General features: G+C 43.0%; 28 protein-coding genes. 10 read left to right on the top strand and 18 right to left on the bottom strand.

The features are described 5' to 3' along the window. Positions 1–129: 129 nt before the first annotated feature. From ACFGVS_RS27820 to ACFGVS_RS27805, 4 genes are all read right to left on the bottom strand, one after another. Positions 130–522 (bottom strand): hypothetical protein, encoded by a 393-nt coding sequence (locus ACFGVS_RS27820; protein ID WP_439696444.1) that lies wholly within the window; start codon positions 520–522, stop codon positions 130–132. Between the two features lie 17 nt (positions 523–539). Then, a complete protein-coding gene (locus tag ACFGVS_RS27815) occupies positions 540–671 on the bottom strand; it encodes a hypothetical protein (RefSeq protein ID WP_274209306.1) in 132 nt (43 codons plus the stop codon). Between the two features lie 431 nt (positions 672–1,102). Beyond that, entirely contained in the window at positions 1,103–2,437 is a 1,335-nt protein-coding gene (locus ACFGVS_RS27810; RefSeq protein WP_439696443.1) for a dihydroorotase, read from the bottom strand. A 139-nt stretch (positions 2,438–2,576) separates the two neighbouring features. After that, on the bottom strand, positions 2,577–2,993 hold the full coding sequence (locus ACFGVS_RS27805) for a winged helix-turn-helix transcriptional regulator (protein WP_274209308.1): 417 nt from the start codon (positions 2,991–2,993) through the stop codon (positions 2,577–2,579). An 82-nt stretch (positions 2,994–3,075) separates the two neighbouring features. Between ACFGVS_RS27805 and ACFGVS_RS27800 the strand changes: the two genes are divergently transcribed. After that, positions 3,076–3,960, top strand: a complete 885-nt coding sequence (locus ACFGVS_RS27800; RefSeq protein WP_439696442.1) for an NmrA family NAD(P)-binding protein — start codon at positions 3,076–3,078, stop codon at positions 3,958–3,960. 139 nt (positions 3,961–4,099) lie between these two features. Continuing rightward, positions 4,100–4,624 carry a hypothetical protein gene (locus tag ACFGVS_RS27795; RefSeq protein ID WP_439696441.1) on the top strand — a complete coding sequence of 175 codons (525 nt, stop codon included), beginning with the start codon at positions 4,100–4,102 and terminating at the stop codon, positions 4,622–4,624. A 68-nt stretch (positions 4,625–4,692) separates the two neighbouring features. Here the strand turns inward: ACFGVS_RS27795 and ACFGVS_RS27790 are convergent, their stop codons facing one another. Continuing rightward, positions 4,693–5,376, bottom strand: a complete 684-nt coding sequence (locus ACFGVS_RS27790) for a heme exporter protein CcmB (RefSeq protein WP_274209310.1) — start codon at positions 5,374–5,376, stop codon at positions 4,693–4,695. Between the two features lie 90 nt (positions 5,377–5,466). Here ACFGVS_RS27790 and ACFGVS_RS27785 point away from each other — a divergent pair, with 90 nt between their 5' ends. Then, on the top strand, positions 5,467–5,952 hold the full coding sequence (locus ACFGVS_RS27785) for a methylated-DNA--[protein]-cysteine S-methyltransferase (protein WP_090653025.1): 486 nt from the start codon (positions 5,467–5,469) through the stop codon (positions 5,950–5,952). Here ACFGVS_RS27785 and ACFGVS_RS27780 read toward each other — a convergent pair. The 8 genes from ACFGVS_RS27780 to ACFGVS_RS27745 form a co-directional block, all read right to left on the bottom strand. Further along, positions 5,941–7,884, bottom strand: a complete 1,944-nt coding sequence (locus tag ACFGVS_RS27780) for a hybrid sensor histidine kinase/response regulator (protein WP_090653026.1) — start codon at positions 7,882–7,884, stop codon at positions 5,941–5,943. The genes ACFGVS_RS27785 and ACFGVS_RS27780 overlap by 12 nt on opposite strands. Positions 7,885–7,912: 28 nt before the next feature. After that, positions 7,913–8,500, bottom strand: a complete 588-nt coding sequence (locus ACFGVS_RS27775; RefSeq protein WP_439696440.1) for a chemotaxis protein CheB — start codon at positions 8,498–8,500, stop codon at positions 7,913–7,915. Continuing rightward, positions 8,490–9,320, bottom strand: a complete 831-nt coding sequence (locus ACFGVS_RS27770; protein WP_090653028.1) for a CheR family methyltransferase — start codon at positions 9,318–9,320, stop codon at positions 8,490–8,492. Before ACFGVS_RS27770 ends, ACFGVS_RS27775 begins: the two co-directional genes overlap by 11 nt. Before the next feature lie 3 nt (positions 9,321–9,323). After that, positions 9,324–12,767, bottom strand: a complete 3,444-nt coding sequence (locus tag ACFGVS_RS27765) for a response regulator (protein WP_439696439.1) — start codon at positions 12,765–12,767, stop codon at positions 9,324–9,326. Between the two features lie 97 nt (positions 12,768–12,864). After that, on the bottom strand, positions 12,865–13,290 hold the full coding sequence (locus ACFGVS_RS27760; RefSeq protein WP_090653030.1) for a hypothetical protein: 426 nt from the start codon (positions 13,288–13,290) through the stop codon (positions 12,865–12,867). A 163-nt stretch (positions 13,291–13,453) separates the two neighbouring features. Further along, on the bottom strand, positions 13,454–13,783 hold the full coding sequence (gldC, locus tag ACFGVS_RS27755; RefSeq protein ID WP_090653031.1) for a gliding motility protein GldC: 330 nt from the start codon (positions 13,781–13,783) through the stop codon (positions 13,454–13,456). 124 nt (positions 13,784–13,907) lie between these two features. After that, positions 13,908–14,174 carry a hypothetical protein gene (locus ACFGVS_RS27750; RefSeq protein ID WP_090653032.1) on the bottom strand — a complete coding sequence of 89 codons (267 nt, stop codon included), beginning with the start codon at positions 14,172–14,174 and terminating at the stop codon, positions 13,908–13,910. 34 nt (positions 14,175–14,208) lie between these two features. Further along, a complete protein-coding gene (locus ACFGVS_RS27745) occupies positions 14,209–15,564 on the bottom strand; it encodes a DEAD/DEAH box helicase (protein WP_439699268.1) in 1,356 nt (451 codons plus the stop codon). Positions 15,565–15,760: 196 nt separating this feature from the next. Here ACFGVS_RS27745 and ACFGVS_RS27740 point away from each other — a divergent pair, with 196 nt between their 5' ends. Further along, a complete protein-coding gene (locus ACFGVS_RS27740) occupies positions 15,761–16,402 on the top strand; it encodes a hypothetical protein (RefSeq protein WP_439696438.1) in 642 nt (213 codons plus the stop codon). A 316-nt stretch (positions 16,403–16,718) separates the two neighbouring features. On the opposite strand, the gene ACFGVS_RS27735 is transcribed toward ACFGVS_RS27740, so the two are convergent. The 3 genes from ACFGVS_RS27735 to ACFGVS_RS27725 all read right to left on the bottom strand — a co-directional run bounded on the left by ACFGVS_RS27735 (position 16,719) and on the right by ACFGVS_RS27725 (position 19,464). After that, positions 16,719–17,525: a copper homeostasis protein CutC gene (locus tag ACFGVS_RS27735; RefSeq protein WP_439696437.1), complete on the bottom strand. Its 807-nt coding sequence runs from the start codon at positions 17,523–17,525 to the stop codon at positions 16,719–16,721. Between the two features lie 64 nt (positions 17,526–17,589). Further along, on the bottom strand, positions 17,590–18,603 hold the full coding sequence (locus ACFGVS_RS27730) for a N(4)-(beta-N-acetylglucosaminyl)-L-asparaginase (protein ID WP_090653049.1): 1,014 nt from the start codon (positions 18,601–18,603) through the stop codon (positions 17,590–17,592). A 420-nt stretch (positions 18,604–19,023) separates the two neighbouring features. Then, a complete protein-coding gene (locus ACFGVS_RS27725; RefSeq protein WP_439696436.1) occupies positions 19,024–19,464 on the bottom strand; it encodes a putative signal transducing protein in 441 nt (146 codons plus the stop codon). A 58-nt stretch (positions 19,465–19,522) separates the two neighbouring features. Here ACFGVS_RS27725 and ACFGVS_RS27720 point away from each other — a divergent pair, with 58 nt between their 5' ends. The 5 genes from ACFGVS_RS27720 to ACFGVS_RS27700 all read left to right on the top strand — a co-directional run bounded on the left by ACFGVS_RS27720 (position 19,523) and on the right by ACFGVS_RS27700 (position 22,365). Then, positions 19,523–20,491: a helix-turn-helix transcriptional regulator gene (locus tag ACFGVS_RS27720; RefSeq protein ID WP_439696435.1), complete on the top strand. Its 969-nt coding sequence runs from the start codon at positions 19,523–19,525 to the stop codon at positions 20,489–20,491. Positions 20,492–20,547: 56 nt separating this feature from the next. Continuing rightward, positions 20,548–20,898 carry a DoxX family protein gene (locus ACFGVS_RS27715; RefSeq protein WP_439696434.1) on the top strand — a complete coding sequence of 117 codons (351 nt, stop codon included), beginning with the start codon at positions 20,548–20,550 and terminating at the stop codon, positions 20,896–20,898. A gap of 4 nt (positions 20,899–20,902) precedes the next feature. Beyond that, entirely contained in the window at positions 20,903–21,343 is a 441-nt protein-coding gene (locus tag ACFGVS_RS27710) for an EVE domain-containing protein (protein ID WP_439696433.1), read from the top strand. Between the two features lie 11 nt (positions 21,344–21,354). Continuing rightward, a complete protein-coding gene (locus ACFGVS_RS27705) occupies positions 21,355–21,777 on the top strand; it encodes an SRPBCC family protein (RefSeq protein ID WP_439696432.1) in 423 nt (140 codons plus the stop codon). 120 nt (positions 21,778–21,897) lie between these two features. Next, complete coding sequence (locus ACFGVS_RS27700) at positions 21,898–22,365, top strand: GyrI-like domain-containing protein (RefSeq protein WP_439696431.1); 468 nt, start codon at positions 21,898–21,900, stop codon at positions 22,363–22,365. Positions 22,366–22,373: 8 nt separating this feature from the next. Here ACFGVS_RS27700 and ACFGVS_RS27695 read toward each other — a convergent pair whose 3' ends face one another. Both ACFGVS_RS27695 and ACFGVS_RS27690 read right to left on the bottom strand, forming a co-directional pair. Next, on the bottom strand, positions 22,374–23,687 hold the full coding sequence (locus ACFGVS_RS27695; protein ID WP_439696430.1) for an MFS transporter: 1,314 nt from the start codon (positions 23,685–23,687) through the stop codon (positions 22,374–22,376). Positions 23,688–23,830: 143 nt separating this feature from the next. Beyond that, positions 23,831–24,640: an SDR family oxidoreductase gene (locus ACFGVS_RS27690; protein WP_439696429.1), complete on the bottom strand. Its 810-nt coding sequence runs from the start codon at positions 24,638–24,640 to the stop codon at positions 23,831–23,833. Positions 24,641–24,898: 258 nt separating this feature from the next. Between ACFGVS_RS27690 and ACFGVS_RS27685 the strand changes: the two genes are divergently transcribed. After that, a complete protein-coding gene (locus ACFGVS_RS27685; RefSeq protein WP_439699267.1) occupies positions 24,899–26,095 on the top strand; it encodes an NADH-quinone oxidoreductase subunit D in 1,197 nt (398 codons plus the stop codon). Positions 26,096–26,496 lie beyond the last annotated feature (401 nt).

Here is a 26,496-nt window from a genome sequence, read left to right as displayed (position 1 = left end):
CAGACCTCCCGAACCTCAATTAGCCGGGTATTATTTCTCATAAATACCTATTTCGGGGTATTTCATAAACCTTATATATAAGTTATGTTTGTTCAACAAAACCTGTTGTAAACTATAAACGCTGAGTAATTAGAAAATATACGACCTTATCACATCATTTTCTGGGGGGAAATAGTTATAGTGAGGAAGCCCGTTGAAGTAATTCATCGGGCTTATTTGTTGAACACGATTTATGGATTTTATAGGATTAACAGGATTTGAGCCACTGTCATCCAAACAAGGATGCCAGCCAAGATTTTTTTTAATAGAAATCAAAATATTAACTACATCGTCTACATGCTTTCGATCAGGAGCTATTGAACAAATAAATGTAGCAAAGATGAAATTCTGCCCATCGGATATATGCCCGATTGAAGCGTAAGGAAATTGGGGATTAGAAAATTGTGCATAGCCAAAGATACCGTAACCACATTTTCCGGATATTTCATTTTGTAATTCTCCAAAATCATTTTTTACTCCCATATTCTTTGACAGCTCAATTAAATTTGCAACACCCCTGAATTATCAATTGTATCATCGATAAAGGTTGGAGGGCCGTTAGGATTGTCTTCAGATATATCATTCCAGTTATCGGGTAACTTAATTTCCAGGTTTTTCAATCGCTTATCCATTAGTTAAATTTAATTAAAAATCCAATATCAGTGAATACACTCTAATTGACTTTCATTTTTTGCATACAAAATCAAAAATATTGAAGGATGGATTATAGAACCAAATTTTGCCATTAGCTTCAAATCATGCAGAAAAAGGTTCGAAATTTGTACAGGCAGAGCGACTAAAGCGATATCAATCAGTATCAAAACCCTGTAAATCAGTAAAATTATCGATTTTTTTGATTTCAGAGCCCTCTCCCTAAAAATACTGAAATCCCACTGATCCGATTTTACATTACAAAGAATACTTTTTTATCCCCCAACAAAAATTCTGCGTGATCCGTTTTTTGTCTATCTGAATCAAAATTTTTAGAATTTAAGAATGTCCAGAATTTACCATGGCAGCTTTTATCCTGTTAATTCTCTAATTCTGTAAATTCTGATTCAGACTACCTGTTAAAATTCAGCCGTTTACCGGTTTCACCTTCCGCGAGGGTCCCGTTAGCATATACAACATTGCCAGACACCAAGGTGTAAGCTATCCGCGAGCGGAAAGTAGTGCCTTCAAACGGGCTCCAGCCACATTTATATAAAATATTGGCCTTGTTCACGTTCCAGGGATTATTCAGGTCGGCTAAAACCAGGTCGGCCCAGTAGCCTTCGCGGATAAAGCCGCGCCTGTCAATCTGGAAGCAGGTAGCAACGTTATGGGCCATTTTTTCGGCTATTTGTTCAAGCTTAATTTTGCCGTGATGGTAAAGTTCCAGCATAGCAGGTAAGGCGTGTTGCACCAAGGGGCCACCCGACGGGGCCTGCAAATAGGGCTGCGCTTTTTCTTCGATGGTATGCGGGGCGTGGTCGGTGGCAATTACGTCAATACGGCCATCTAAAACAGCCTGCAAAATAGCGTCTCTGTCGCTTTCTTTTTTTACAGCCGGGTTCCACTTAATCAGGTTGCCTTTTGTTTCGTAGTCGGCATCGGTGAACCATAGGTGATGCACGCAGGCCTCGGCAGTAATGCGTTTATCTTTTAGCGGAATGGTGTTGTCAAAAAGATGAGTTTCAAGCCCGGTTGAAATATGCAATATATGCAGGCGCGTGTTATGCTTTTTAGCCAGCTCCACCGCCAGCGACGACGACAGGTAACAAGCCTCGGCGCTACGGATCTTCGGATGAAGTGTAACAGGTATATTATCGCCCAGCAGCTGTTTGTAGTGGTTAAGGTTGCTTTTAATAGTAGCCTCATCCTCGCAATGCACCGCTATCAGCATAGGCGAGTTAGCAAAAAGGTTATCCAAAGTTTGCGGATTATCTACCAGCATATTGCCCGTTGACGAGCCCATGAAAACTTTAACACCGCAAACGTTGGCTACATCGGTGCGCAGTACCTGTTCCAGGTTGTCGTTAGATGCACCCATGAAAAATGAGTAGTTAGCCAGTGAGTTACGCGATGCTATATCGTATTTATCTTGCAGTAGCTCTTGTGTTAATGTGTTGGGTACCGTATTGGGCATTTCCATAAACGATGTGATGCCGCCCGCTACAGCTGCCCGGGATTCGGAATGAATATCGGCCTTGTAGGTAAGCCCAGGTTCGCGAAAATGTACCTGGTCGTCAATGCAGCCGGGGAAAAGGTAAAGGCCTTCGGCATTTATAACTTCATCTGCATGGGCATCAATTTGTGGGGCTATCCGGTCAATCAAGCCATCTTTCACCAACAAGTCGGCTACAAATTGCCTGTTTTCGTTAACTATTGTTGCTGCTTTAATGAGGATAGTTTTCATATGATTTGGGAATTCGGATGTTCGATGTCGGATTTATTGATGGGCAAATTTAGAATTTATGACGACATAATAAGGCAAGAGCAAAATCAAGGATTAAATTTGGGAAATGCAGGGTGTCTTGTTTATTACAAAAGCTGATCTACCCCTCAACAAATTCTGCTATACCCGGAAAAGTGCCCATATTTTTATAAATAGCAGTACCGTTAGCTTCGCTGTCTTCAACCGCCCAGGTTGCCATGGCATACATTACCGGTCTCAGGCCCTGGCCCGACGGACTAAGGCTGTAGGTTACATAAGGTGGCACCACCGGCCTAGCCTCCCTGACGATGATTTTATCGGCTTCCAATTGTTTCAAATGCTGTATCAATACCTTTTCGGTTATGGTAGGTATTGCTTTTTTTAACTCGCTATAGCGCTTGCCGCCGGTTAGCAGGTGAAATAAAATAATAGGTTTCCAGTACCCGCCAATGCGTTCCATTACATAGGTTACCGGGCACTCTTTGAATGCGGTTTGTTTATTTTCCTGTATGGTTGATGCTTCTTTAATTTGCGTCATATGGATACATACTTTAGGGTAAGTACTTGTATAAAAGTAAGTACAAATATAATTTTGCTCCCAACAAAAACAAATTATAATCATGAAAATCATAGTAACAGGTTCATTAGGCAATATCAGCAAGCCTTTGACAAAACAATTAATTGAGGCAGGCCACCAGGTAACCGTTATCAGCAGCGATAAAAATAAAGCCGCGGCTATCCAGGCATTAGGCGCTACAGCGGCTATTGGCTCATTGGCCGATACCGCATTCCTTGCAGATACTTTTACCGGGGCTGACGCCGTTTACGCCATGATACCACCAAACTTTGGAGCCGCTAACTTAAGGCAATACATGGTAGATACAGGCAAAAGTTATGCCGGGGCCATTCAAAAATCGGGTATTAAAAAGGTTGTTGCTTTAAGCAGCATCGGGGCGCATTTAAACGATGCCACCGGACCTATAAAAGGCATTCACGATGTTGAAGGCATATTGAGCGGATTACAGGGAGTAGCTATCAAATTTATTCGTGCACCATTCTTTTATGTGAATTTGCTTAATGATATCCCGGCCATTAAGCATCAGGGAATTTTAGGTTCAAACTACCCGGCAGATGCAAGGCTGATATTAGTACATCCACGGGATATTGCCGATGCTATTGCCGAAGAATTACAGGCCGATTTTACCGGCAAAAGTGTACGCTACATTGTGAGCGACGAAAGCACAACGGCCCGGGTAGCAACCGCTTTAGGCAAAGCCATTGGTAAGCCCGAATTGCAATGGACAGGTTTTAGCGACGAACAGGCGCTTCAGGGCATGCTGCAACACGGTTTGCCGCCCGAAATGGCCAAAAATTTTGTAGAAATGGGCACAGCTGTACGCAGCGGAATAATCTGGGAAGATTATGACCTTCATAAACCCGCCCAATGGGGCAAGGTAAAACTTGAAGATTTTGCCAGGGAGTTTGCCGAAGTTTATAACAGCTAATTGAAATCAAATAACCAAATGAAAAGCCGCATCACAAAAATGAGGCGGCTTTATGTTAACCGCGGAAATATTCAACAATATTCGTTAACCTGAACTGATATAAACTGTATCTTCCGGCCATTATCACTATTGATCACTTATGCCGGAAAAAATCATTCATATTCAATTTAACCGCGTACTTTTTGCGAGCGCGCAAAAAAGCCTTTGGAAATTTGCTATGCGGAACTCCTTTAAGCAATATATCTATATGTCGGTAGCTGCGGCCATATTGACGCTGATAGAATTCGTGTCCGACAATAAAAACCAGTTTTCTGTTAGCAAAACAATCGCCTCTGGGTTTATTTTTTACGTAACTTTAGTGTGGATAGGTTTGATAGAACGATGGATAAAGCTCCAAAAGAGAATTAAAACTATTGGCGACCGGTTTGAAAAAGAAGGGATGGATTGCACCTATATTTTTAACGACGATGGCATTTTTTACGAAGACAAAGAAAAATCCATGAAGCTGAGCTGGCAGCTTTTTAAACCTTTTGAAGCTTATAAGGATAACATATATATTAAACAGAAAGATACGAGTTCTGTGGTATTTCACCTCAGCCGCCAGGAACTTGGCGATAAGGATTATGATGAGGTTTATGCTTTATTAGAAAAGAAAATAGGATAATGTTATTAAAAAACAGCAGAGCGGTTTTATGTAGATCAAACGTTGCTTAGTTCCTTTCATCGACTCACCTAATCGCGCCACAAATAAGGAAAAAGCAATAACGCGGTTGTAATTACGATAGCGTTAATGGCAAACAGAACACCGATATCGCCATAACTCAGGCTCCGCTCTATGCCATCCATTGCCCTTTTACTCAGGCGGATAAGGATAAGTATCACTGGTATAATTACCGGGAAGCTTAAAATAGCCATGAGCGTGCCGTTATTGCCGGCTTTTGATGCTATGGCCGATATCATGGTAAATACTGTTGAAAAGCTGATGCTGCCCATTAAAACCGCCAGCAAATAAAACCATAGGTCGCCAAGTTTATTGGTAAAAAAAACCTGGTATACCAGCAGGGCCAAAAAGCTGATGAGTGTCATCAGTAAAATATTGTATATGGTTTTTGAAAGTATAATAGCCTGCGGGCTGGCTATGGAGTAATAATAAAGCAGCCTGCTTTTACTTTCCTGCATAAAGCTTTTGGCAATGGCATTTACCGATGCAAACAGCATAATGATCCAGAACAGTACATTCCATACCAGTGGATAGGCGGTGGTACCGCTGAGACCCGAACTTTGGTTAAACGAAATATAGCAAACAAACACAGTGGATACCACGTACAGCAAAACCCCATTAAAAGCATATTTCGACCGCCACTCCAGCAAAATTTCTTTTTTTAACAAATGAATGGTTTCCTGAACAAGCTTCATGCGGCAAAGGTAATAATTTGTGATAAGGGATTTCAGGCATTTGTTTGATAGCCGGGATTACTTTAATTTTGATTACAATTAATAACCAAAATGCCCATAGCTTATTATCGTACACCTATCGGAATCGTCCGCATTACCCAGGATGGCGATTTTATTTCGGGGATCTCTATCCGGGACGAGGAATATGAGATAGAGCCGGCCTGCACGCCGCTCCTGCAAATGGCTATTGACCAGTTACAGGAATATTTTGATGGGACAAGAAAAACCTTCGATTTCCCTATTAAGCAACCGGGTACCGATTTTCAACAGCAGGTTTGGGAATGCCTTTTAAATATTGAGTACGGCACCACAACAACCTATGCGCAGCAATCAAACCAAATGAACAACCCTTTGGCCATCAGGGCCATTGCGGCGGCCAACGGAAAAAATCACCTTTGGGTTGTAGTACCCTGCCACCGGGTGATAGGCTCAGACGGCAGCTTAACCGGTTACGCCGGCGGCCTTTGGCGCAAACAATGGCTGTTACAACATGAAGCCAATGTTATGGGCGTGGGGCAAACCAGGTTAAACTTTTAGTTTATACGTACCTGCACTTAAAAGCCTGCTCATTTTTTCGTGCAGTTGATGCGGCTGAAATGGTTTCGACAACACATCATTCATACCGGCTGTTAAGGCCTCTTGCTGCTCATGGCCAAATGAGGCTGCCGAAAGTGATATGATAGGTATGCTCCGTTTGGGTTCCACAAAATCAACCCTGATGTTTTTTGCCGTTTCGTAACCATTCATATCGGGCATATGGGTATCCATCAGTATAATGTCGTAGTGGTTGGTTCTTAACTTATCAAGTGCTTTGCGGCCGTTATCAACCATATCCACCTGTACCTGCCAGTCTTTCAGTATTTTGGATAGCATAAACTGGTTTACCATATTATCTTCGGCTACCAATACGCTTACATTAAAAAAGGGGGCGAGTGTTTTTTCTGGTTTCGCACCCGCCTTTTCAACCGGTTTGGCCGAAATTGTGTACCAGTTATAGAAACTGAAGTTGCTGCCCTCGCCTACTTTGCTGCTTACTGTAAGTTCGCCGCCTTTAAGCTCAACCAATCTTTTCACAATGGTAAGCCCAAGGCCTGTGCCACCGTATTTGCTAACGGTATCCTCATCGGCTTGCTCAAACGATTCAAACACCCGGTTAACCTTATCTTCCGGAATTCCTATACCCGTATCTTCAACACTATATTTTACCCGCACCTTATCGGCGTTCCTTTGTATAACCGATACTTTTAACTTTACATAACCCCTTTCGGTAAACTTAATGGCATTGCTAAGTAAGTTCATCAGTATCTGGTTTAAGCGCAACGAATCAACCATCAGGTATGGGGGTAAGTCAGGATCTATTTCTAATAAAAACTCTATGTTTCTTTCGTCGGCCCTAAATTTCAGCAGGTCGAATACCGATTTGATAATATCGCGCACGTTGCCTGCCGTACGGATAATGTTAAACTTGCCCGCCTCTATTTTAGAAATATCCAGCACATCGTTAATAACCCCTAATAGTGATTTTGACGAAGTATCCAACAAATCAAGCATACCCTTCTGTTGTTCGTCTATATTGGTTTTGAGCAGCATACTGGTAATACCAATAATGCCGTTAACCGGGGTCCGCAGTTCATGGCTCATGTTGGCCAAAAAAGTTTCCTTAACTTTTTTAGTGTATTCTGCCTCCTCTTTTGATTTGATAAGTTGTTCCTGGTAGCTTTTTTGGGGCGATATATCGCTGATATTGATAAATATCATTTTATTATGGTACGATGCCCGGCACTCGCCCCATATTACCCGTTTATCAAAACGTTCAAACCGGCCTTCAAATACCGCGAAAGCCAGGTTATCTTTAATAATTTCGCCCAGTTTTTTCCGGAATGCAGGCTGATGCTCGGCGATGGCAAGGTTAACAACGCTTGTACCTTGTAATTCGCCGGGTTTAAAACCCAAAATATTTTCTACAGCAGGGTTAATATTTTCAATCCTCAGGGTTTGCGCATCAACAGAGCAAATGATATCTGCAGAGTTTTTTACAACTATCGAGTAATTTTGCAACTCCTGGTTTTTGAGTTTTATTTCGGCCTGTGCACGGGCCAGGTGAACAAATGAATCAACTTTAGCCGATGTTATATATGGGTCGAGCGGCTTATACAGGTAATCAACTGCGCCGGTGCCAAGGCCTTTAACAGCGTATTTGGTTTCCTTTGATATTGCGGTAACAAAAATCACCATAATATCTTTGGTCCTTGGGTTCGATTTGAGCATTTCAACCAGCTCAAATCCATCCATTTCGGGCATTTGTACATCCACCAATGCTATGGCAATTTGGGTTTCCCAGGCTATTTTAAGCGCCTCGTTAGGGGATGTTGTAGAAAATATACGGATGTCATCGCGTTTTAATAAGGCCTCAAGCGCTATTATGTTCTCTTCTCTGTCATCAACAATAAGAATATTCACAGGGGTCATGTAATATTGATTAGTGTATGGTGAAATACTATGTGCTTAATAATTTAAAAATTTCGTCAGTATGTAAAATATATTCTGCGGCTCCAATGCTAATTGCCGCCGCCGGCATTTCTTCCATCTCTGCATCTTCGGGATGCTGGGCAATGGTTGTAGCGCCACTATTCCTTAATTTAAGCAATCCCTCTGCACCATCCTGGTTTGCACCCGATAGCAGTATTGCCATGCACCGCTCTTTGTAAACTTCTGCAGCGCTTTCAAAGGTAACATCAATTGATGGCTTTGAAAACCATACCGGTTCTGACACGTCAAGTGCAAATGTTCCCTCTTTTTCAATTAAGATATGATAATTCGCAGGCGCTATATAAATGGTATTCTTATTCAGAATATCCTTGTCGCCAATTTCGCGCATTAACATACGGCTGTTTTCTGCAAAGAGTTTTTCAATCTCGCTGAAAAAATTTTTCTTGCGGTGAATTACTATAATTACAGTTTTGTTTAGGTTGGGATCCAGCAATTTAACTATCTGGAACAAGAGTTTAAACGAACCGGCAGAACCACCGAGCAGCAGTATTTCGGCGGTTTTCCATCGTTCAACCAGGTTTTTATCAGGAGCCAATTTTTTGGTAAATATTTTCTTTTGAATTAATCACCTTAAACTTCTTTTTAAAAGTATCTGACCGGATTGTTTCCTTACTCCCCAGGCATAAATAACCCAAAGGGCACAAACTTTTATAAAATAGCTCCAGGATGTGTTCCTGCAGTTCAGTTTCAAAATAAATAAACACATTACGGCAACTTATAAGCTGAAACTCGTTGAATATACCATCTGAAACCAGGTTATGTACAGAAAACAACGTATTTTGCTTCAATTCATTGTGTATAGAAGCTGCATCGTACAAGATAGTAAAATGATCTGAAATGGAACCTTTTAAACCTGTAAATTGATAATTTTCGGCATAACTTTTTATGTTACGCAGGCTGTATATGCCACGGCGGGCCTCCCTAAGTACTTCGGTATTAATATCGGTACCGTAAATGAACGATTTATTGCTCAGACCTGCCTCACGCAGCAGGATTGCTATTGAATACACCTCCTCGCCGGTTGAGCAGCCGGCCACCCATATCTTCGAATGCTGATAGGTAGAAAGGTACGGTATAACCTGGCTGTTTAAACCTTTGTAAAACGAAGGGTCGCGAAACATCTCGGTTACGTTTACGGTTATTTCTTCCAAAAACTCCTGGAAAAACTCAGGGTTGTTTACAAGGATATGCTTAAGGTCATAAAAGCTAAGCTTTTTAAGCTGCATAATCCTGCTAATCCTGCGCTTTAATGAGGCTTTTGTATAACCCGAAAAATCAAAACCATGTACCTTTTTTACCAGGTCAATAAGTTCGGTTATCTGCGATGCCGTTATTGGTAGGTTAGTATCGGTCATAAATTAGCTTTCCAGCCACAATTGCATCAATGAAATCAGCCTGTCCATATCAACCGGCTTAGTAATATAATCATTGGCACCGGCGGCTATACACTTTTCTCGGTCGTCTTTCATGGCTTTTGCGGTTAAAGCAATTACAGGTAACTTGGCCCATTTGTTTTGCTTGCGGATATATCTTGTGGCCTCATAACCATCCATCTTAGGCATCATGATATCCATCAGCACTATATCAATGTTTGGCACCTCTTCCAGTTTGGCAATGGCTTCCTCGCCGTCGTTAGCAATTTCTACAACCAGTTCATAGCCTTGCAGGGCACTGCTCAGGGCAAAAATGTTGCGCATATCATCGTCAACTATAAGTACTTTTTTCCCCTTTATGGCATCCTTCCCTTTTGTTGGCAATTTAGGTTTTGATATTGGTGCCGATGCCTGCCGGGTGCCTGCCGATTCACTGATTTTGTTCAGGAACAGGTTTACCTCATCAATCAGCCTATCTGCCGACTTATTGGTTTTAACCACCATGGCGTTGGCGTAAAGCATCAGCCTGTTTACCGATGCTTTATCCAGTTCCATTGCTGTATTTACAATTACCGGCAAAGCAGCAAAGCGGTCAACCTCTTTTATTTTATCCAGCAGGTCTAACCCCGAAATATCGGGAAGGTTAAGGTCGAGGATTACGCATTGGTATTCATTTTCATGCAGCATCCTGAATGCCGAGGCACCGTCAAAAGCCTGGTCTACGGTAATACCCTGGCCTTGCATCATATCTTTTAAGGCCTGGCTTTGCGCCCGGTGGTCTTCAACCAGCAGTATTTGTTTAAACCGGGTGCCGCTCTGCAGCATAATATCGGCAAACAGCTTATCCAATGTTTCGGTACTGATAGGTTTTTTAAGGAAGCTGATAGCCCCTTCCTTACGCACACGGTTTGCTGCAGCTTCGCCCGCCGACATCAGGTGCACGGGGATATGCATAATGGCTTCATCGGCCTTCAATTCTTTCAATATCTGCCAGCCATCCTTACCCGGCAGCATAATATCCAATATTACGGCATCGGGCTTTGCCTCTTTAATAATTTCAACGGCACGCATACCCTCATAAACCATGATCGATTTGTATCCATGATCGCGTGCGTAGTCCTGCAGTATATTGGCAAAGTTTTTATCGTCCTCCACTATAACTACCAGTGGATCGCTGTTGTCTTCCCTTGTAATAGCTTTAGCCGGTTTCAGAAAGTTGCTTTCGGCCTTAAAGGTTTGGGCGGTTGGTAATACTTCCTCGTTTATAACCGGCAGTACTTTGCCCTCAAACGGAATTGTCAAAATAAATTCACTGCCTATTCCGGGCTCGCTGGTCATGTTTATGCTGCCGCCCAGCAATATTGCCAGTTCGCGGCTGATGGACAAGCCCAAACCGGTGCCACCGTATTTACGACTGGTAGAGCCATCGGCCTGCTGAAAAGCTTCAAATATAATCCGCTGTTTTTCGGCGGGGATGCCTATGCCCGAATCTTTGATAGCAAAGCTGATCGTGTTTTCTTTTGCACCCGGCTTTACATTGATCGAAATTGAGCCATTCTCGGGCGTAAACTTAAACGCGTTTGAGAGGAGGTTTTTTATCACCTGTTCAACCCTTACCTTATCGGTAAATACGGTTGCAGGTACATCTTTAATGCTGGTGGTATAGTTTATCTTTTTGCTGCTTGCTACTTCGGCAAACAGCATTTCCATATCGTTCACAATTTCGGATACGCTGATATCTTCATTTTGCATATCCAGCTTGCCCGATTCTATTTTGGATAAGTCGAGGATGTCGTTTATCAGTGTAAGTAAGTCGTTACCTGCATTGAATATTACACTGGCGTATTTAATCTGATCTTCGGACAGGTTTGCCGGCTTATTATCCTTCAGGATACGCGCCAGCACCAGGATGCTGTTAAGCGGCGTACGGAGCTCGTGACTCATATTGGCCAAAAACTCCGATTTATATTTGCCGGTAGTTTCCAATTCGTCAACTTTTAGGTTAATGGCCGCACGGGCTTCTTCAATCGCCTGGTTCTTTTCTTCCAGCAGGCTTGCTTTCTCTTCAAGTTCGGCGTTAATGGTGCGCAATTCTTCCTGTTGTACACGCAACTCTTCTTCTGATGCCTGCAACATTTCTGTTTTGTTTACCAGTTCTTCGTTGGTAACGCGCATTTCTTCCTGTTGAGCCTGCAGCTCTTCGGCCTGTTGCTGGGTTTCTTCAAACAGATCGTGCATAATGGTGCGGGCCTGGGCGGTGTTCACAGCCATGCCTATATCATTGGTAATGGCTAAAATGTAGCCACGATCTTTTTCTGTCAATTCGCCGGCAAAGGCCACTTCCATTACACCTTTTAGCTTTTTATCAAAAAAGAAAGGAACGATGAAAGTTTCGGTAAGCAATTCTTTAACTACCGACGAAGAAAGCTCCAGCCTATCGTTCAGTTTTCCCCTTACAACAGCTGCCTTTTCATCAGCGGCAACCTGGCCAAGCCAGCCCTCAGATAGCTGTATTTTTTTCTTTAACAGATCGGGGTTGTGGAACGCGTATGATGCATACAAATCAAGCAGATGGTCCCTGTCGTCATATAAATAAAATGTGCCTGCGGCGGCCCCGGTATAAGTACAAACCTCGGCAAGTATATTGTGCGATAGCTCTTTTTCGCTTTGCTGGCCCTGCATTTTCTCGTTAAGGGTACCTGTGCCTGTAAGTAACCAGTTTTTGGCTTCGTTTTCGGCCAATACAAGGCCCAATTCGGTATTGGCTATTTTAATTTCGGCTTCAATTTTCTTTTGCTGCTCAAAAGCGCCCTGAATATAGCGGAACAAAAACAGTATAATGAACAGGAATATTGACGAACCTGCAACAATAACGATTATGGCCTGGTTTGAAGCTTTTTCGGTGTTGTTTTTGCGGGTACTGAGCAAGTTATTCTCGTTTTCAGTAATACGGCCAACCAATGCGCGTATCATATCCATATTTTGCTTGCCCTTTACAAACATATGGCTGGCAACCATAAATTCGAGCCCCCTGCTGTTGCGGGTTTCGATATTTTCTTTCAGGTAGTTACGTTGTGAATTAACAAAAGCGGTAAGCGTATCCAAACGTTTTACCTGTTCGCCGTTATCTTTTGTGAGCGTTTTTAACCCTGCTAAATCGGCATCGATAAGCGGTAATGCTTCGTTATAAGGATCAAGAAGAACTTTATCGCCGGTAGCTGCAAAACCACGTACCCCGGTTTCGGCATCGATCATGTGCTGCAACAGGTTGGTTGACGATTTGATAACGTGCTGGGTATGGTCTACCCAGGAATTATCTTCTTCTAACTGGCGAATGCTTTTGTACGCTAAAACACCTACCACAAAAACCAGAACAATAGATATAGCAAAGCCGGTTGTTACCTGCTGGCGAAAGGAGAATTTAACCATCAATAGATCTTGTTTATCTGAATACAAATATGTTTAAAAAAAACATGTTTACGTAAAAGTACGCAGCAATAAACATATCAGGAATAATTTGGTTTTGTTAAACAGTTTCGGGCGGTTTAACAAAGCTTTTAGGCTTGCCGCTTAACGCACCAATGAGCGCCAACACCGGGCCTGCGAATAACACAAACCAACCCCATTTAAATTTAATTTGCCTGGTTAAAAGTGTATCAAACTTATGGAAAGGAATAAAACTAAAGGTGGTTTCAACCTTTATCACGGCTGCAATAAGCAACACCCCAACTAAAATAACCGATGCCCATGCACAGGCACGGGTAATTTTATACTGGTTTAAAAATGATGAAATAACACCGATAACTGCCACCAGCACAAGCACAATACCGTACGGCTGGTTAAGCTGATAAACGTTCCAGTTAAATAAATGAAACGGACGTAACAACGGGCAATAAGTACCGGCAAAAAGCAATACGAAGCCCACAAATGAAAAAATTGAACTAAGGCGCATGGTTAAGTATCAAGTAGTTATTTAGTATCAAGTAGTTTATTTAGTATCAAGTAGTAAGTATCAAGTAGTAAGATAGCTGCAATCACTTCGTCAAAAAATCTTTTGTCCCAAAGTCCTTAAGTCAAAAAATCTTGATACTTACTACTTGATACTTACTACTAAATTATTGTTTAATTTCCATTTTATCGGCAAAGTGGGCGCAGTAATCGCGCAGGTCTTCAACAATGTTTTTTTCGCCGGTGGCGCGTAAAAAGCTGTCGCCCATGGTTTGCAGGGTTTCGTAAAAAAAGCGTTTCATTTCGTCAACTGGCATATCCTTGGTCCACAGGTCAATGCGCAGGGTATTTTTGTAGCTTTGGTCCCACAGGGCCAGCATGAACGATTTTACGGGCAATGCTTCTTTTGATTGCGAGTCGGTTGATTCCCACATAATGTTTTCGGGCACGTTATTATCGTCGAGCGTAACGGTCAGCTTTATTTCGGCGGTTTTCATTTTCTGTTTTATTGAAGTCGCAAAAGTAGTTTATTTTAAAACGACTGGATTATAATGGGTTTGTAATTTTTGATTGGGCATTCTACTTATCCACCATGTAAATTATGGAAATAAAAGGGAGTGCTTATTTAACCAGGAAAAAGATTACGGCGATAAGGGCTATTACGCACAGCTCAATAATCCATAGTTTTTTAAGCTCGGCAAAAAAGTTGCGGAACATCAGGTCCATAAAAAACACCACCGCCGCAAATAACAGGAAAATCCAGCCTATGGTGCCGCTCCAGTTTTCTAAAGGGCGGCCGGCAATGGCTGCTCCATTTATCCAGATATAAACAGCCACCACCAAAAAAAATGTGGTGGCAAAATTTAACGGGGTAATGCGCAATTTCATCTAAATGATTAAATGTTTGAAGTTTTTAAATCGGTTAACGTTTTTTTCGGGACGAGGACGACCTTGTTTTTCCGCCGGCTGCCTTATAGGCTTTGCCATATTTTACCTTGTTTTTGGCATCATCGAACTTTTTATGCTGATTGAGGGTTTTCTTTTCGTGGAAAGCACCTTTAAAATCGGGATCGTCCTTGCGCTTTTGCATATCAATTTCCTTCGCAATTTCCTGGCGCTCATCGTAGCCGGTTTCTTCAATAAAAACATCATCCGGAATGGCCGAAACCGGGATGGTTTGCTTAATCAATTTTTCTATCTTTTTAAGATAGTACTCCTCGGCAGGGCCGCAAAAAGTAATGGCCTCGCCCGATTGCAGGGCGCGGCCTGTACGGCCTATCCGGTGTACATAATCTTCTATTACAACAGGTACATCAAAATTAATAACATGGCTCACATCGCTTACATCAATACCGCGCGATGCCACATCTGTTGCTACCAGTATTTTAACCTCATCGTTTTTAAATGAGTTGATGGAGTTAATGCGGGTATTTTGCCCTTTATTGGCATGCAGTACTTTAACTCCTCCTTCGCCAAACTTCCGCAGCAGGAATTTGTAAACGTCATCGGCCACAACACGGGTTTTACAAAATATCATCAGCTTGGTAATCTCTCCCTCGGCTTCCAATAACTTCTTTAGCAGGTGAATTTTGGTTTTTACATTGGGTACATGGTACAGCAGCTGGTTTACCGTTTGCGCGGGCGTTGCCTGCGGGGTAACCTCAATAATGGTTGGATACTCCAGGAAGTTATTAGATAGCTCATGAATTTTATCGCTCATGGTGGCCGAAAAAAGCAGGTTTTGCCTTTTTACCGGTACAACTTCAAGCAAGCGGTTAATCTGGGGCATAAAGCCCATATCCATCATTTTATCTGCCTCGTCAAGCACCAGTACCTGCAGGGTTTTAGTAACTATATGGCCCGCCAGGTATAAATCCATAAAGCGGCCGGGGGTGGCTACAATGATATCTACCCCCTTATTAAGGTTTTCTATTTGTGTTTTTGGGCCCAGGCCACCGTATAGTACTACAACCCTAAGGTCGGTGTTGGAGGCAAAGGTTTTAACGTTTTCCTCAATCTGCATGGCCAGTTCGCGCGTCGGCGATATAATGAGCGCGCGGGGGACCTGGCCCTGGGCATATTTAAGCTTCATGATTATGGGCAACACATAAGCCGCCGTTTTACCGGTACCTGTTTGCGCTATGCCCATTACATCCTGGCCGTTCATGATAGGCGGGATGGCTTTTTGCTGTATAGGCGTAGCTTCGGTATAACCGGCATCGGCAATGGCGTTTAAAATTTGCCGGTTAAAATTAAATTCTTCAAAAGATACACCCATGGCGCAAAGATAGGCTTTTTGTTGATTAGGGCTATTGTTTGTTATATTGCGCCAACCTTTAGTATCACTTTTACGTTTAAAGCCGTAATAAAGGATGCATGAGATGTTAACCATATGCAGTACTTTACCTTATCTGTTTTATTGCCTGGTGGTTATATCCCGTTGCTTTCGTTTTTTACACCTATAAAATTCAGCAATGAAAAAACACTTATTTACACTTTTATTTATTGTGGCGGCCTCTTTTGCTGCAAAAGCTCAAATTGGCACGGGCCGGTATTATATTGGCGGCAGCCTTAATTACAATTACGATGGGTATGGCTATACCAACACCTATTCGTACGCAGCCGGTACTACAGTTTATACCAATCATGGTATATCTAACCTGCAAATTAACCCCGACTTTGGAATGTTCCTGTCAAAAAACTGGACCATTGGCATCCAACCGGGCTATTCACGCACAGGTGGTACCGAAACATCTGTTTATACCGCGCTGGCGGGCAGTGGCACCACCAGTTATACCTATGATCGTAAGTATCATACTGATGCCCTGTCATTAGGCATCCACTTCAGGTACTATTGTATGTTGAATGACAGGATTGGCATATTCCCGCAGTTTGGCGTTACCGAAGCAAATGATATCAACAACTTTAAATCGGGCTCAATAAGTGTTGGCGGCAACCCCAACATCGTATTTTTTGCCACTAAAAAGCTGGCTGTAAACCTTGGCTTTGGTAATATATTGTATACTCATGATTATCAAACCAAAGCCAATTCATTTAACATAGGCCTGAATACCAATATTGGTTTTGGTGTAAATTATTATTGGGGGAAACAGTAGGGCATTGATTAGTAGATTATTACGAATAAATTTAACCTGCAATAGCACTTCAAGGGTTCAAGAAACGTTATATAATATATAAATTAGCGTTTTAAACAGGCTTTTAGGTCTGTAAATCACTTGTTTTTTGCGCAAAGACGCCATGCCACTATTATTTTTTTTGCGTCCTGGCCTCTTTGCGTAATACTAATTTTAAATGCGATTTAGCCTCATCACCTTAAATTCAAGTCAGGTTTAACCATTAGGCGGCCAAAAAATAAGATGTATCGTCAGCATCGGCTATTGCAAATCCGCGGATATTATAGCCGTTGTTATTCTACGTGTTCTTCTTACACCCATTCGCCAATTCTATCAACTTCTTCACCCTGTCAACACTGGTAACGTCAGTAGTCTCCTCATCACCAGGCACCTCACTCAGCAGGATATGGTCGTTATGGTATTCCATTTTGCTATGAACGGGGATCCGTGCCGATGAATGCACCTCAGTTACATTGGTAAAACGAACCAGGTCGGCAACGTTAGCTTCGTTTACGCCGGCACCGGGCATAATGCTGATGCGGCCGGCAGCTTTTTCTACCAGGTGGTTTAAAACAGTAGCGCCTTCCATTGCTGTGCTTTTACCGCCGGAGGTAAGAATCCTGTCGCAGCCTATTTCAATAATATCTTCCAGTGCCTGGTAATGGTCTTTACACATGTCAAAAGCCCGATGGAAGGTAACACCAAGGCCCCATTGTTTGGCAAGGCGTACCATTTCAATACAACGCGCTTTATCTACCGTGCCATCAGCATGTAGTATGCCAATAACTACACCGTCGCAACCGGCATCAATGCAATAACGGATATCGGCCATCATAATATCGTATTCCAGGTCGGTATACAAAAAATCGCCGGCGCGTGGCCTTATCAATACAAAAAGTTTAATATGCAACAGCTTGCGGGCCATTAGTATTTGCCCGTGCGATGGGGTTGTGCCCCCTTCCTTCAGGTTTTCGCAAAGCTCAACCCGGATAGCGCCACCATCCTGTGCAGCAACAGCCGAACTAACCGAATTAGCGCAAACTTCGAGAGAAACTTTATTGGTCATTTTTACTTTGTGGATGAAAGCTAATGGTTCATGGATCATAGTTCATGGCTCGCTGTAGCAAGGTATAGCTACCATGAACCATGATCTATGAACTATAGGCTTATTACTTATAATAGCTTTTACCTGGTATCAATAAATCCTGTTGTTTGGCATCACACACCGCGAACGAGAAGCCGCTTTGGATAGCATAGGCGCCATATTCGCCTTTTTTGTTGATGGCCAAAAAGCCAACCTGGATTTGTTTGGCGGTTTCGGGTTTCTTTTTGATAATGCGGTGCACGGCTTCCTTACAGGCATCCTCTGGCGATAAGCCCTGGCGCATCAGTTCAACAACCAAAAAGCTGCCTACGTTGCGGATCACTTCTTCGCCAACACCGGTTGATGTGGCGCCGCCAACTTCATTATCAACATATAGTCCGGCGCCAATGATGGGGCTATCGCCCACGCGGCCATGCATTTTAAAAGCCATGCCGCTGGTGGTACAACCGCCCGATATATTGCCTTTGGCATCAATAGCCAGCATGCCAATGGTATCGTGGTTATATTTGCCGCCAGGGCGGTTGCTGCCGTTTTCTATATTCATTACCGGGCTGTATTTGGCTGTTTTAAGCCATTCTTTCCAGGCCTTTTCGGCCTTAGGTGTCAATAGCTTTTCCTTTTTCATACCCTGCTCAACGGCAAATTGGGTAGCACCTTCGCCAACCAGCATCACGTGGGGCGTTCTTTCCATTACCATACGCGCAACAGATATCGGGTGTGCTATATTTTCCATCGCCGCAACCGATCCGCAGTTGCCCAACTCGTCCATTATGCACGAATCAAGGGTAACGTGGCCATCACGGTCAGGTGTACCGGTACGGCCAACTGTACCGTTGGTTATGTCCAGTTCTTCGGGTACACGGGCACCCGCTTCAATCGCATCCAATGCGCGGCCGCCTTTTTCAAGTGTTTTCCAGGCCTCCTTGTTGGCTAAAATGCCAAAATCCCAGGTGGATATCACGATGGGGAAATTACCTTCGGGTTTTAATGAAATGGTTTTTGCTATAGCTGACTTTGAAAGTGCTGCTAAAGAGGCACCTGCAGCTGATATTTTGATGAACTTGCGGCGATTGTACATATCGCTAATATAGCTAAAACAAGCAAAAAGTAAAGAGCTTTAGCCTAAATCCTCTCCAAAGAAAGCCTCACCCAACCCTCTCCAAAGGAGCTACCGTGTGTACACATCTTTAAAACAAAAGAAAATGTCATTTCGAACGAGGTACGAGGAGAAATCCTATACGTCATGCATTCAACCACGCAAGTTTGCAAGCATAACGTATAGGATTTCTCCTCACGCCAACGCTCAATGCCCGCCCCAGTTCGTTCGAAATGACATTTTTCTATTTATTGATAAGTTTCCAAAAGATGTGTACACACGGTAGCCAAAGGAGAGGGCTTTTAAAAGAATAATGGGACATATTTAAAATCAGGATGTTTTATACATCTCGAACCTGCAAATCAAGAACCCTCTCCTTTGGAGAGGGCAGGGTGAGGCTCTTTACTCAAAATCCTGGTGGCAATTAAAGCAATGCCAGGCCTTGCGGGCATAAAACGGGAAAACCAGCAGCAAAAATGATACAATGGCGGTGAGCCAATGTACTTTTTCAACAGTAGCCTCGCCGTGGCGTACGTTGGTTGAGCCACAAAAAGGGCATATTACCGCGCTGTTCGTTTCTTCATCCAGTTCAACATGGTCAAGGTCGTGCATATCGCCTTCGGCGGCTAATATGGCGCGGCATTTATCCAGGTCGCGTTCAAATATTTTAAGTTTGATGCCGCCTACCGCCTGGTTATACAGCGGGTTTGCAGTAAGGGTATTTTCGTCGGCTATAAAGCAGGGGATTCCATTATCTTCCAGCTTGGTGCGTACAATGTGCGCCAGCATAACATCGTAATAGTTTTCAAATGTTATAATTTTGTCGTCCTGTTCAATAGCCATAAAGGTTATAATTGAAATAATAATACAAATGTAACCCCTTTTTTGTTTAATTTGGTGTATGAACCGCATCGACCGCATATCTGCCATTTTGATTCAATTACAATCGCGCCGGGTAGTTAAGGCCGGCGATATTGCCGAGCGATTCAACATTAGCCTGCGCACAGTTTACCGCGATATTAAAACGCTGGAAGAAGCGGGTATACCCCTGATTGGCGAAGCCGGTGTGGGTTACTCCATTATGGATGGCTACCGTTTACCGCCCGTAATGTTTACCCGCGAAGAGGCGACTGCTTTTTTAACCGCTGAAAAGTTTGTAGAAAAGTTTACCGATGCTACAACCAATGCACAATACCAATCGGCCATGTATAAGGTGCGGGCCATTTTAAAAACATCCGAAAAAGATGCACTTGAAAACCTTGATGGCAGTATTGAGGTGATGAAAAGCTATAGCCATGGGCGGACGGTAAGCAATAACGATCATATTCAAACCATATTGAACAGCATCATCCACAAAAAGGTGGTGTGTATTGATTACTTTGCCGGTCATAGCCAGGAAAATACCAGGCGCGATGTGGAGCCTGTTGGTGTTGTTTACCTGGGCAGTTTTTGGCACCTTATTGCCTACTGCCGCCTGCGCAATGATTACCGGGATTTCAGGATCGACCGTATTCGCAAGCTGGCGGTAACCGATGTCAGTTACAACAACAGTAAACATCCCACTTTAAAAGCTTATATAGCCCAAACCGCAAAAGAAAAAGAATTGGAATTGGTGGTGATCAGGGTTGATAAAGAAATTTACAATTACCTGGAGCATCAGAAATATTACAGTGGTTTTATATCCGAGAAAACCATCGGCGGTAAAATAGAAATGACCTTTTTAACCGCCTTTATAGAGAGCTTTGCCCGCTGGTACATGATGTTTGGAGACCATGCCGAGATTATTAAGCCCGATGCCTTGAAAGATAGGGTAGCCGCCATCATCACCGCCATAAGCCAAAAAAACTTGCAGGAACAGGATTCCTACTGACATACTGCTGTCATCAGCCCGTGTTTTATTTGTGTCGTAATCAAAATCTACAACACATGGAAATTAAAACAATCCTTTTATGGGTACTGCTGTTAACATATGTGGTACCGGGCTACATTTTTGGCTTCCAGAAATTAATTGGTCAAAAAGAAAAAGTACGGCAGTTTAAAGGCTGGGGTTACCCGCTTTGGCTAATGCGCTTGCTGGGCTTTGTTGAAGTGCTGGGCAGCAGCCTGATGCTTTACGGCCCAACCCGCGTATACGGTATGGCGCTGTTCCCGGTAATTCTGGCCGGTGCCATTTACACACATATCAAATTTCGAGATCCTAAAAAGGAGGTAATGACGCCCGTTTACGTAGGGCTGCATTTATTGGTCATATTTTTGTTAACCCTATCAATAGCTTAACGTTATGAAATACTGGATAACCGTAGTATCAAAAGATCATATTACCCGCGGCGTGGCCGGCGGTTTTATGCAAGCCAATCATGGCAAACAAGGGCCGCTAACCCGTATGGCAACCGGCGATTGGGTAATCATCTATTCGCCTAAGAAGAGTATGGAAGGCGACGAAAAACTGCAGGCCTTTACAGCGATAGGCCAGGTTGCTGCCGATGAGATTTATCAATATAAAATGAGCGAAGATTTCAAACCTTTTCGCCGCGATGTTACTTACTATCAATGTAAGGAAACACCGATAGTGCCCCTGGTAGCTCAATTGAGCTTTATGCCCAATAAACAATCATGGGGTTATCCCTTCCGCTTTGGTTTTTTTGAACTACCCGGGCACGATTTTGAGCTGATAAAAAACCAGATGCTAACAAACGAACCAACACCAATAAACAATAAATAAAACACTTCATTATGGAAAAACTAACGTTAAAAACCGAAATTAAATTTAAAGCCCCTGCCGCTAAAGTTTGGCAAGGCCTTACCGACCCGGCAATGGTAAAAGAATATTTTTTCGGCACCAATTTAGAATCGACCTGGAAGGTAGGGGAGCCCATTAAATTCAGCGGCGAATGGCAAGGGCATAAATATGAAGACAAGGGAACCATCCTGGAAATTGAGCCGGGCAAATTTGCTACGTACAGCTACTGGAGTAGCATGGCCGGTACCGAAGATAAGCCTGAAAACTATGCCAATATCACTTACAGCCTGGATGAGGAAAACGGCGAAACCACTTTAACTATTATTCAGGATAATATTAAAAACCAGGAAGCCAAAGAGCACTCTGAACAAAACTGGCAGGGAATGTTTGAAGGGCTGAAAAAGATGATTGAGTAGATGTGCAGATTTCAGATTGGCCGGTGTGCAAATGAGGCTGACCGGTCACTTAAAAGCACACTAAATAATATGCGCATCTGAAATCTGCACAATAATTATAAACCAATATAACCAAGAGTAATGACATCAATAACAGCAAAAGTGCACCTTAAAGGCTTCTTTCTGGAAGGTATTTCGGTACGCACAACAAATCAAAACGGTCAATCGGCAAAGGATATTGGCGAGCTTTGGGGCCGATTTATGGACGACGATGTGCTGTTGCAGATTGAAGACAGGATAACAGACGAGATATACTGCGTGTACACCGACTATGAAAGCGATTATACCGGCTTTTATACCGCTGTGCTGGGTTGTAAAGTAAGCTCGTTGGATAACATCCCCGGAGGGCTGATAAGCCTGATAGTACCTGCGGCTGATTATGTAAAATATGTTGCCAAGGGCCGCCTGCCCGATTGTGTAGCCGAAACCTGGCAACAGGTGTGGAGCAGCGATCTCGACAGAAAATACATCGCCGATTTTGACGTTTGGGGCGTTAAGGCACAAAACCCCGACGACGCTGAAGTGGAGATTTATGTTGGAGTTATCTGAATTCAGAATTACGCCAACGCTTCGGCGGCCTTCATTTTCCGTTCAAAAATCAACAGCGTGATCAATAAAACAAAACCGATTGAAAAGAAACAATCAAGCACCAGGGCCGAATCGCGCATTTCGCCTGTCCATCCCTCTACAAAGCCGAAAGTAAACAGACCTACTACAATTGATAATTTTTCGGTGACATCATAAAAGCTGAAATACGATGCTGTGTCGGGGATGTTCGGCGGGATGTATTTAGAATAGGTTGAACGCGATAACGACTGTACGGCCCCCATAACCAGGCCAACAAAAACAGCGGCAACGTAAAACTGATTTGCATTGGCAATAAAGTAAACGCATGCGCATATTACACACCACATCCCTACTATAACCGATAGGGCTTTAACGTTGCCATATTTTTCTGATGCTTTAGCTGTTATAGCAGCTCCAATTATAGCCACCACCTGGATAACCAGTATTATGCCTATCAATGCATCATCGGGCATTTTAAGCTCTTTGGCGGCAAAGTTGGCCGCCACAAGCAAAATAGTTTGTACCCCTACCGAGTAAAAGAAGAACGCAGGTAAAAAACGTTTTAATAAGGGCAGCTGTTTAACTTTTTTGAAAACTTTAGCCAACTCCTTAAAGCCACCGGTAAACACATTATACTCATGCGATCCTGCATTTGGCGCCCCCTTGGGTAAAAGGTAAAATGGAATAAGCGAGAAGCCTATCCACCATAAGGCAACTATCAGAAAAGAAAGCTGGGCCGATTTATCTTCCGTCATCCCAAACCAGGCGTGCCATTGCACAAATACCAAACAAAGCACCTGCACTACAATACTACCGGCAAAACCATAAATAAAACCCTTGGCGCTTACCGCATCCTGCTTATCAATGGTGGCTATTTGCGGCAGGTAGGAGTTATAAAATACAAAGCCGCCGCAATACCCCACAGAGGCCAGCCCGAAACATATCATCCCAAACTCAAAGGTCTTCATCTCAAAAAAATACAAACCAAAACAGGCAAGTACCCCCAGCCAGGTAAACAGCTGCATGTACAGTTTTTTGTGGCCTTTGTAATCGGCGATGGAAGTTAAAATTGGCAATAGCGCTACGATGATCAGGTATGATAGCCCGAGGATATAATTTGACAGTACAGTATTTACGTACCGGTGCCCAAAAAAAGTAACCATCCCCTTCGGATTATTGTACTGGGTAATACCTACATAATAAGCCGGGAATATGGTAGATGTTATTACCATGTTATACGACTGGTTGGCCCAATCGAACATAGCCCATCCCCAGATGGTTTTTTTGTTGTTTTTTTCTTGCATTGTTTTGGTGAGGGGGGGCGATGGTGAGTGGTTAATATTCTGAATCAGAATTTTCAGAATTAAAGAATTGGCAGAATTGAAAAAGAAGCATTTTCAAATCCTCAAATCTTCAAATTCTCAAATTAAATCAACCACTCGTCAACCTACTTAATCCCGTAATGGTCGTTCATTAATTTTACAAAAACGGAGCCTGGTAAAATAGCCTTAAGAGTAGGCACTATGGTTTGGCCTATGGCACCCACCAAATAGCTGTGTGCGGGTTTTGATTTGCCTACTATTTTTACAATTTGAGCTGCCAGTTTTGAAGGCGCAGCACCAATGCTTTCGTCTTTTTCCATGGCGGCAACGGCTGCGTCAAACTCTGCTTTCAATTTATCATTTTTAAGGGTAAAAGGCAGTTTTTCGCGGTTGCCGGTAAAGTCGGTTTTAAAGTCACCAGGATTTACAACCGATACCTTGACGCCTGTATTTTGCAATTCCATACGCAGGCTTTCGGAGTAGCCTTCTATCGCGAATTTTGATGCGCTGTATAAGCCCTGGTAAGGGAGGCCAAACAAACCGGCCAGCGAGCCAATGTTGATAACAAGCCCTGTACCCTTTTCAATCATACCCGGCAAAACGGCGCTGCTTACACGTACAACGCCAAAAAAGTTAACTTCAAACTGTTTTTTTGCAGCATCAACCGGCATGGCATAAAGCGGGCCGGTAATACCGTTACCTGCATTGTTAACCAAAACATCAATCTTGCCTTCGGCTTTAATAATAGTTGAAATAGCCGCGTTTACAGATGCATCATCGGTAACATCCATTTGTAAAGGCATAAATGATACATCACTGATGCGTTTGATATCGCGCGTGGTACCATAAACAGTATGGCCCTGGGCAGCAAGTGCTGTTGCGGTAGCCAAACCTAAACCGGATGATGCCCCTGTTACAAGAATTACTTTTTTCATTTTTTGATTGGTGATTAAATACTTTGAGTTTTGAATTATTTATGCAGGGAAATAATTTGCCATAAAACTATAAAATTATAATTACCGGGCGATGCCGGATAGCAAAAAAGCCTAAAGTATTTTAAAGAATGCCAGCAGCGGTGCAAATTAAAAGCTCATTAAAATTTATGCCCTATATTTAATTTTACGTGAATTTTGCCCGATAAATGAAAAAAATACTGATTTTTGGCATCAACAAAACAGCACGCAACATTGGTTATCACTAATTCAAAATACGAAGAAGCGCTTCTTAACTACAATAAAAAAATTGCAGATGCCAGTGTAGAGGATATGGTGCTTAATATGGGCCCGCAGCATCCATCTACTCACGGCGTTTTGCGTTTGGAGCTGATAACCGACGGCGAAATTGTAAAGGAAGTAATACCTCATATTGGTTACCTGCACCGTTGTTTTGAAAAACACGCCGAATCATTAACCTACCAGCAAACCATACCTTTTACCGACAGGCTTGATTACCTGGCATCGATGAACAACAGCCACGCATTTGTGATGGGTGTTGAACGCATGATGGGCATTGATAAAGATATCCCAAAACGCATTGAATACATCCGTGTGCTGGTATGTGAACTTAACCGCATTGCATCGCACCTGATAGCTATTGGCACCTACGGTATTGATATAGGTGCTTTTACCCCTTTTTTATGGTGCTTTAGGGATAGGGAGCATATTATGGGCATGCTGGAGTGGGCATCCGGATCGCGCATGTTGTATAATTACATTTGGGTAGGTGGCCTGTTTTATGATTTGCCGGTTGGCTTTGAGGAGCGCTGCCGCGATTTTGTGGAGTATTTTAAACCCAAAATGGTGGAACTTAACCAGCTGCTGACCGATAACCAGGTATTTATATCGCGCACGGCAGGTGTTGGCGTGCTGCCTTTAGATGTGGCCATTAATTACGGTTGCAGCGGCCCTATGCTGCGGGCATCGGGCCTTAAATGGGATTTACGTCGTATTGATAATTATTCGGCCTACCCCGAGCTTGATTTCGAAATCCCGATAGGTGCCGGCCTGATGGGCAAAGTGGGTGACTGCTGGGACCGTTACAAAGTACGTGTCGACGAAATTGAACAATCTGTAAGAATTGTAGAGCAATGCCTCGACCGCCTGCAAAAAGAACTGAAACGTACGCCAGATTTTGACCCGCGTGCAAAAATGCCCCGAAAAACTATCCCCAAACCCCAGGATTACTACGTACGTTGCGAAGGCGCGAAAGGCGAACTGGGTTTCTACTTTGTTGCCGACGGCAAATCCGAAATTCCCACCCGTGTAAAAGCTCGTGGGCCAAGCTTTAATAACCTTTCCGTATTGCCCGAAATTTCAAAAGGCGTACTGATTGCCGATTTGATTGCTATAGTAGGATCTATTGATTTTGTGCTGGGTGAGGTAGATAGGTAGACATGACAAACATTTACTGCTACACGATACCGGACAAACACATCTAAATTGGGTTAACATAACTTAACACATTTCAGATATATGATTTATAAATGTCTGATTATCAAAGATTTATTTTTTTTGCATGGTTAACACTACACGGATGTTTTTTGCATTTAAGCGCATCCAAATATTTGTGCCTGTGGTTGGTCAAAACAGGTACCGAAACAACCTGGAAGGGTTGCCTTTAGTAAATACTAAATACTTGCTACTATAATTTGGGGGCGTTGCCTGCGGCCAAGCTAACAACTCATATTGCGCAGGCCGGCATCCGCTTTTATCCTGAGGACAGAGTTGATTTTAGCTATAAAATAAACACAAAAGCACTGTCCCTGACTAAACCAACCGGATACCCGGCGATA

It is taken from the genome of Mucilaginibacter sediminis, from assembly GCF_051903035.1.
Taxonomy (GTDB): domain Bacteria; phylum Bacteroidota; class Bacteroidia; order Sphingobacteriales; family Sphingobacteriaceae; genus Mucilaginibacter.
The sequence above is the reverse complement of the archived record's forward strand: the minus strand, read 5'-3'. Positions and strand labels throughout refer to the sequence as shown.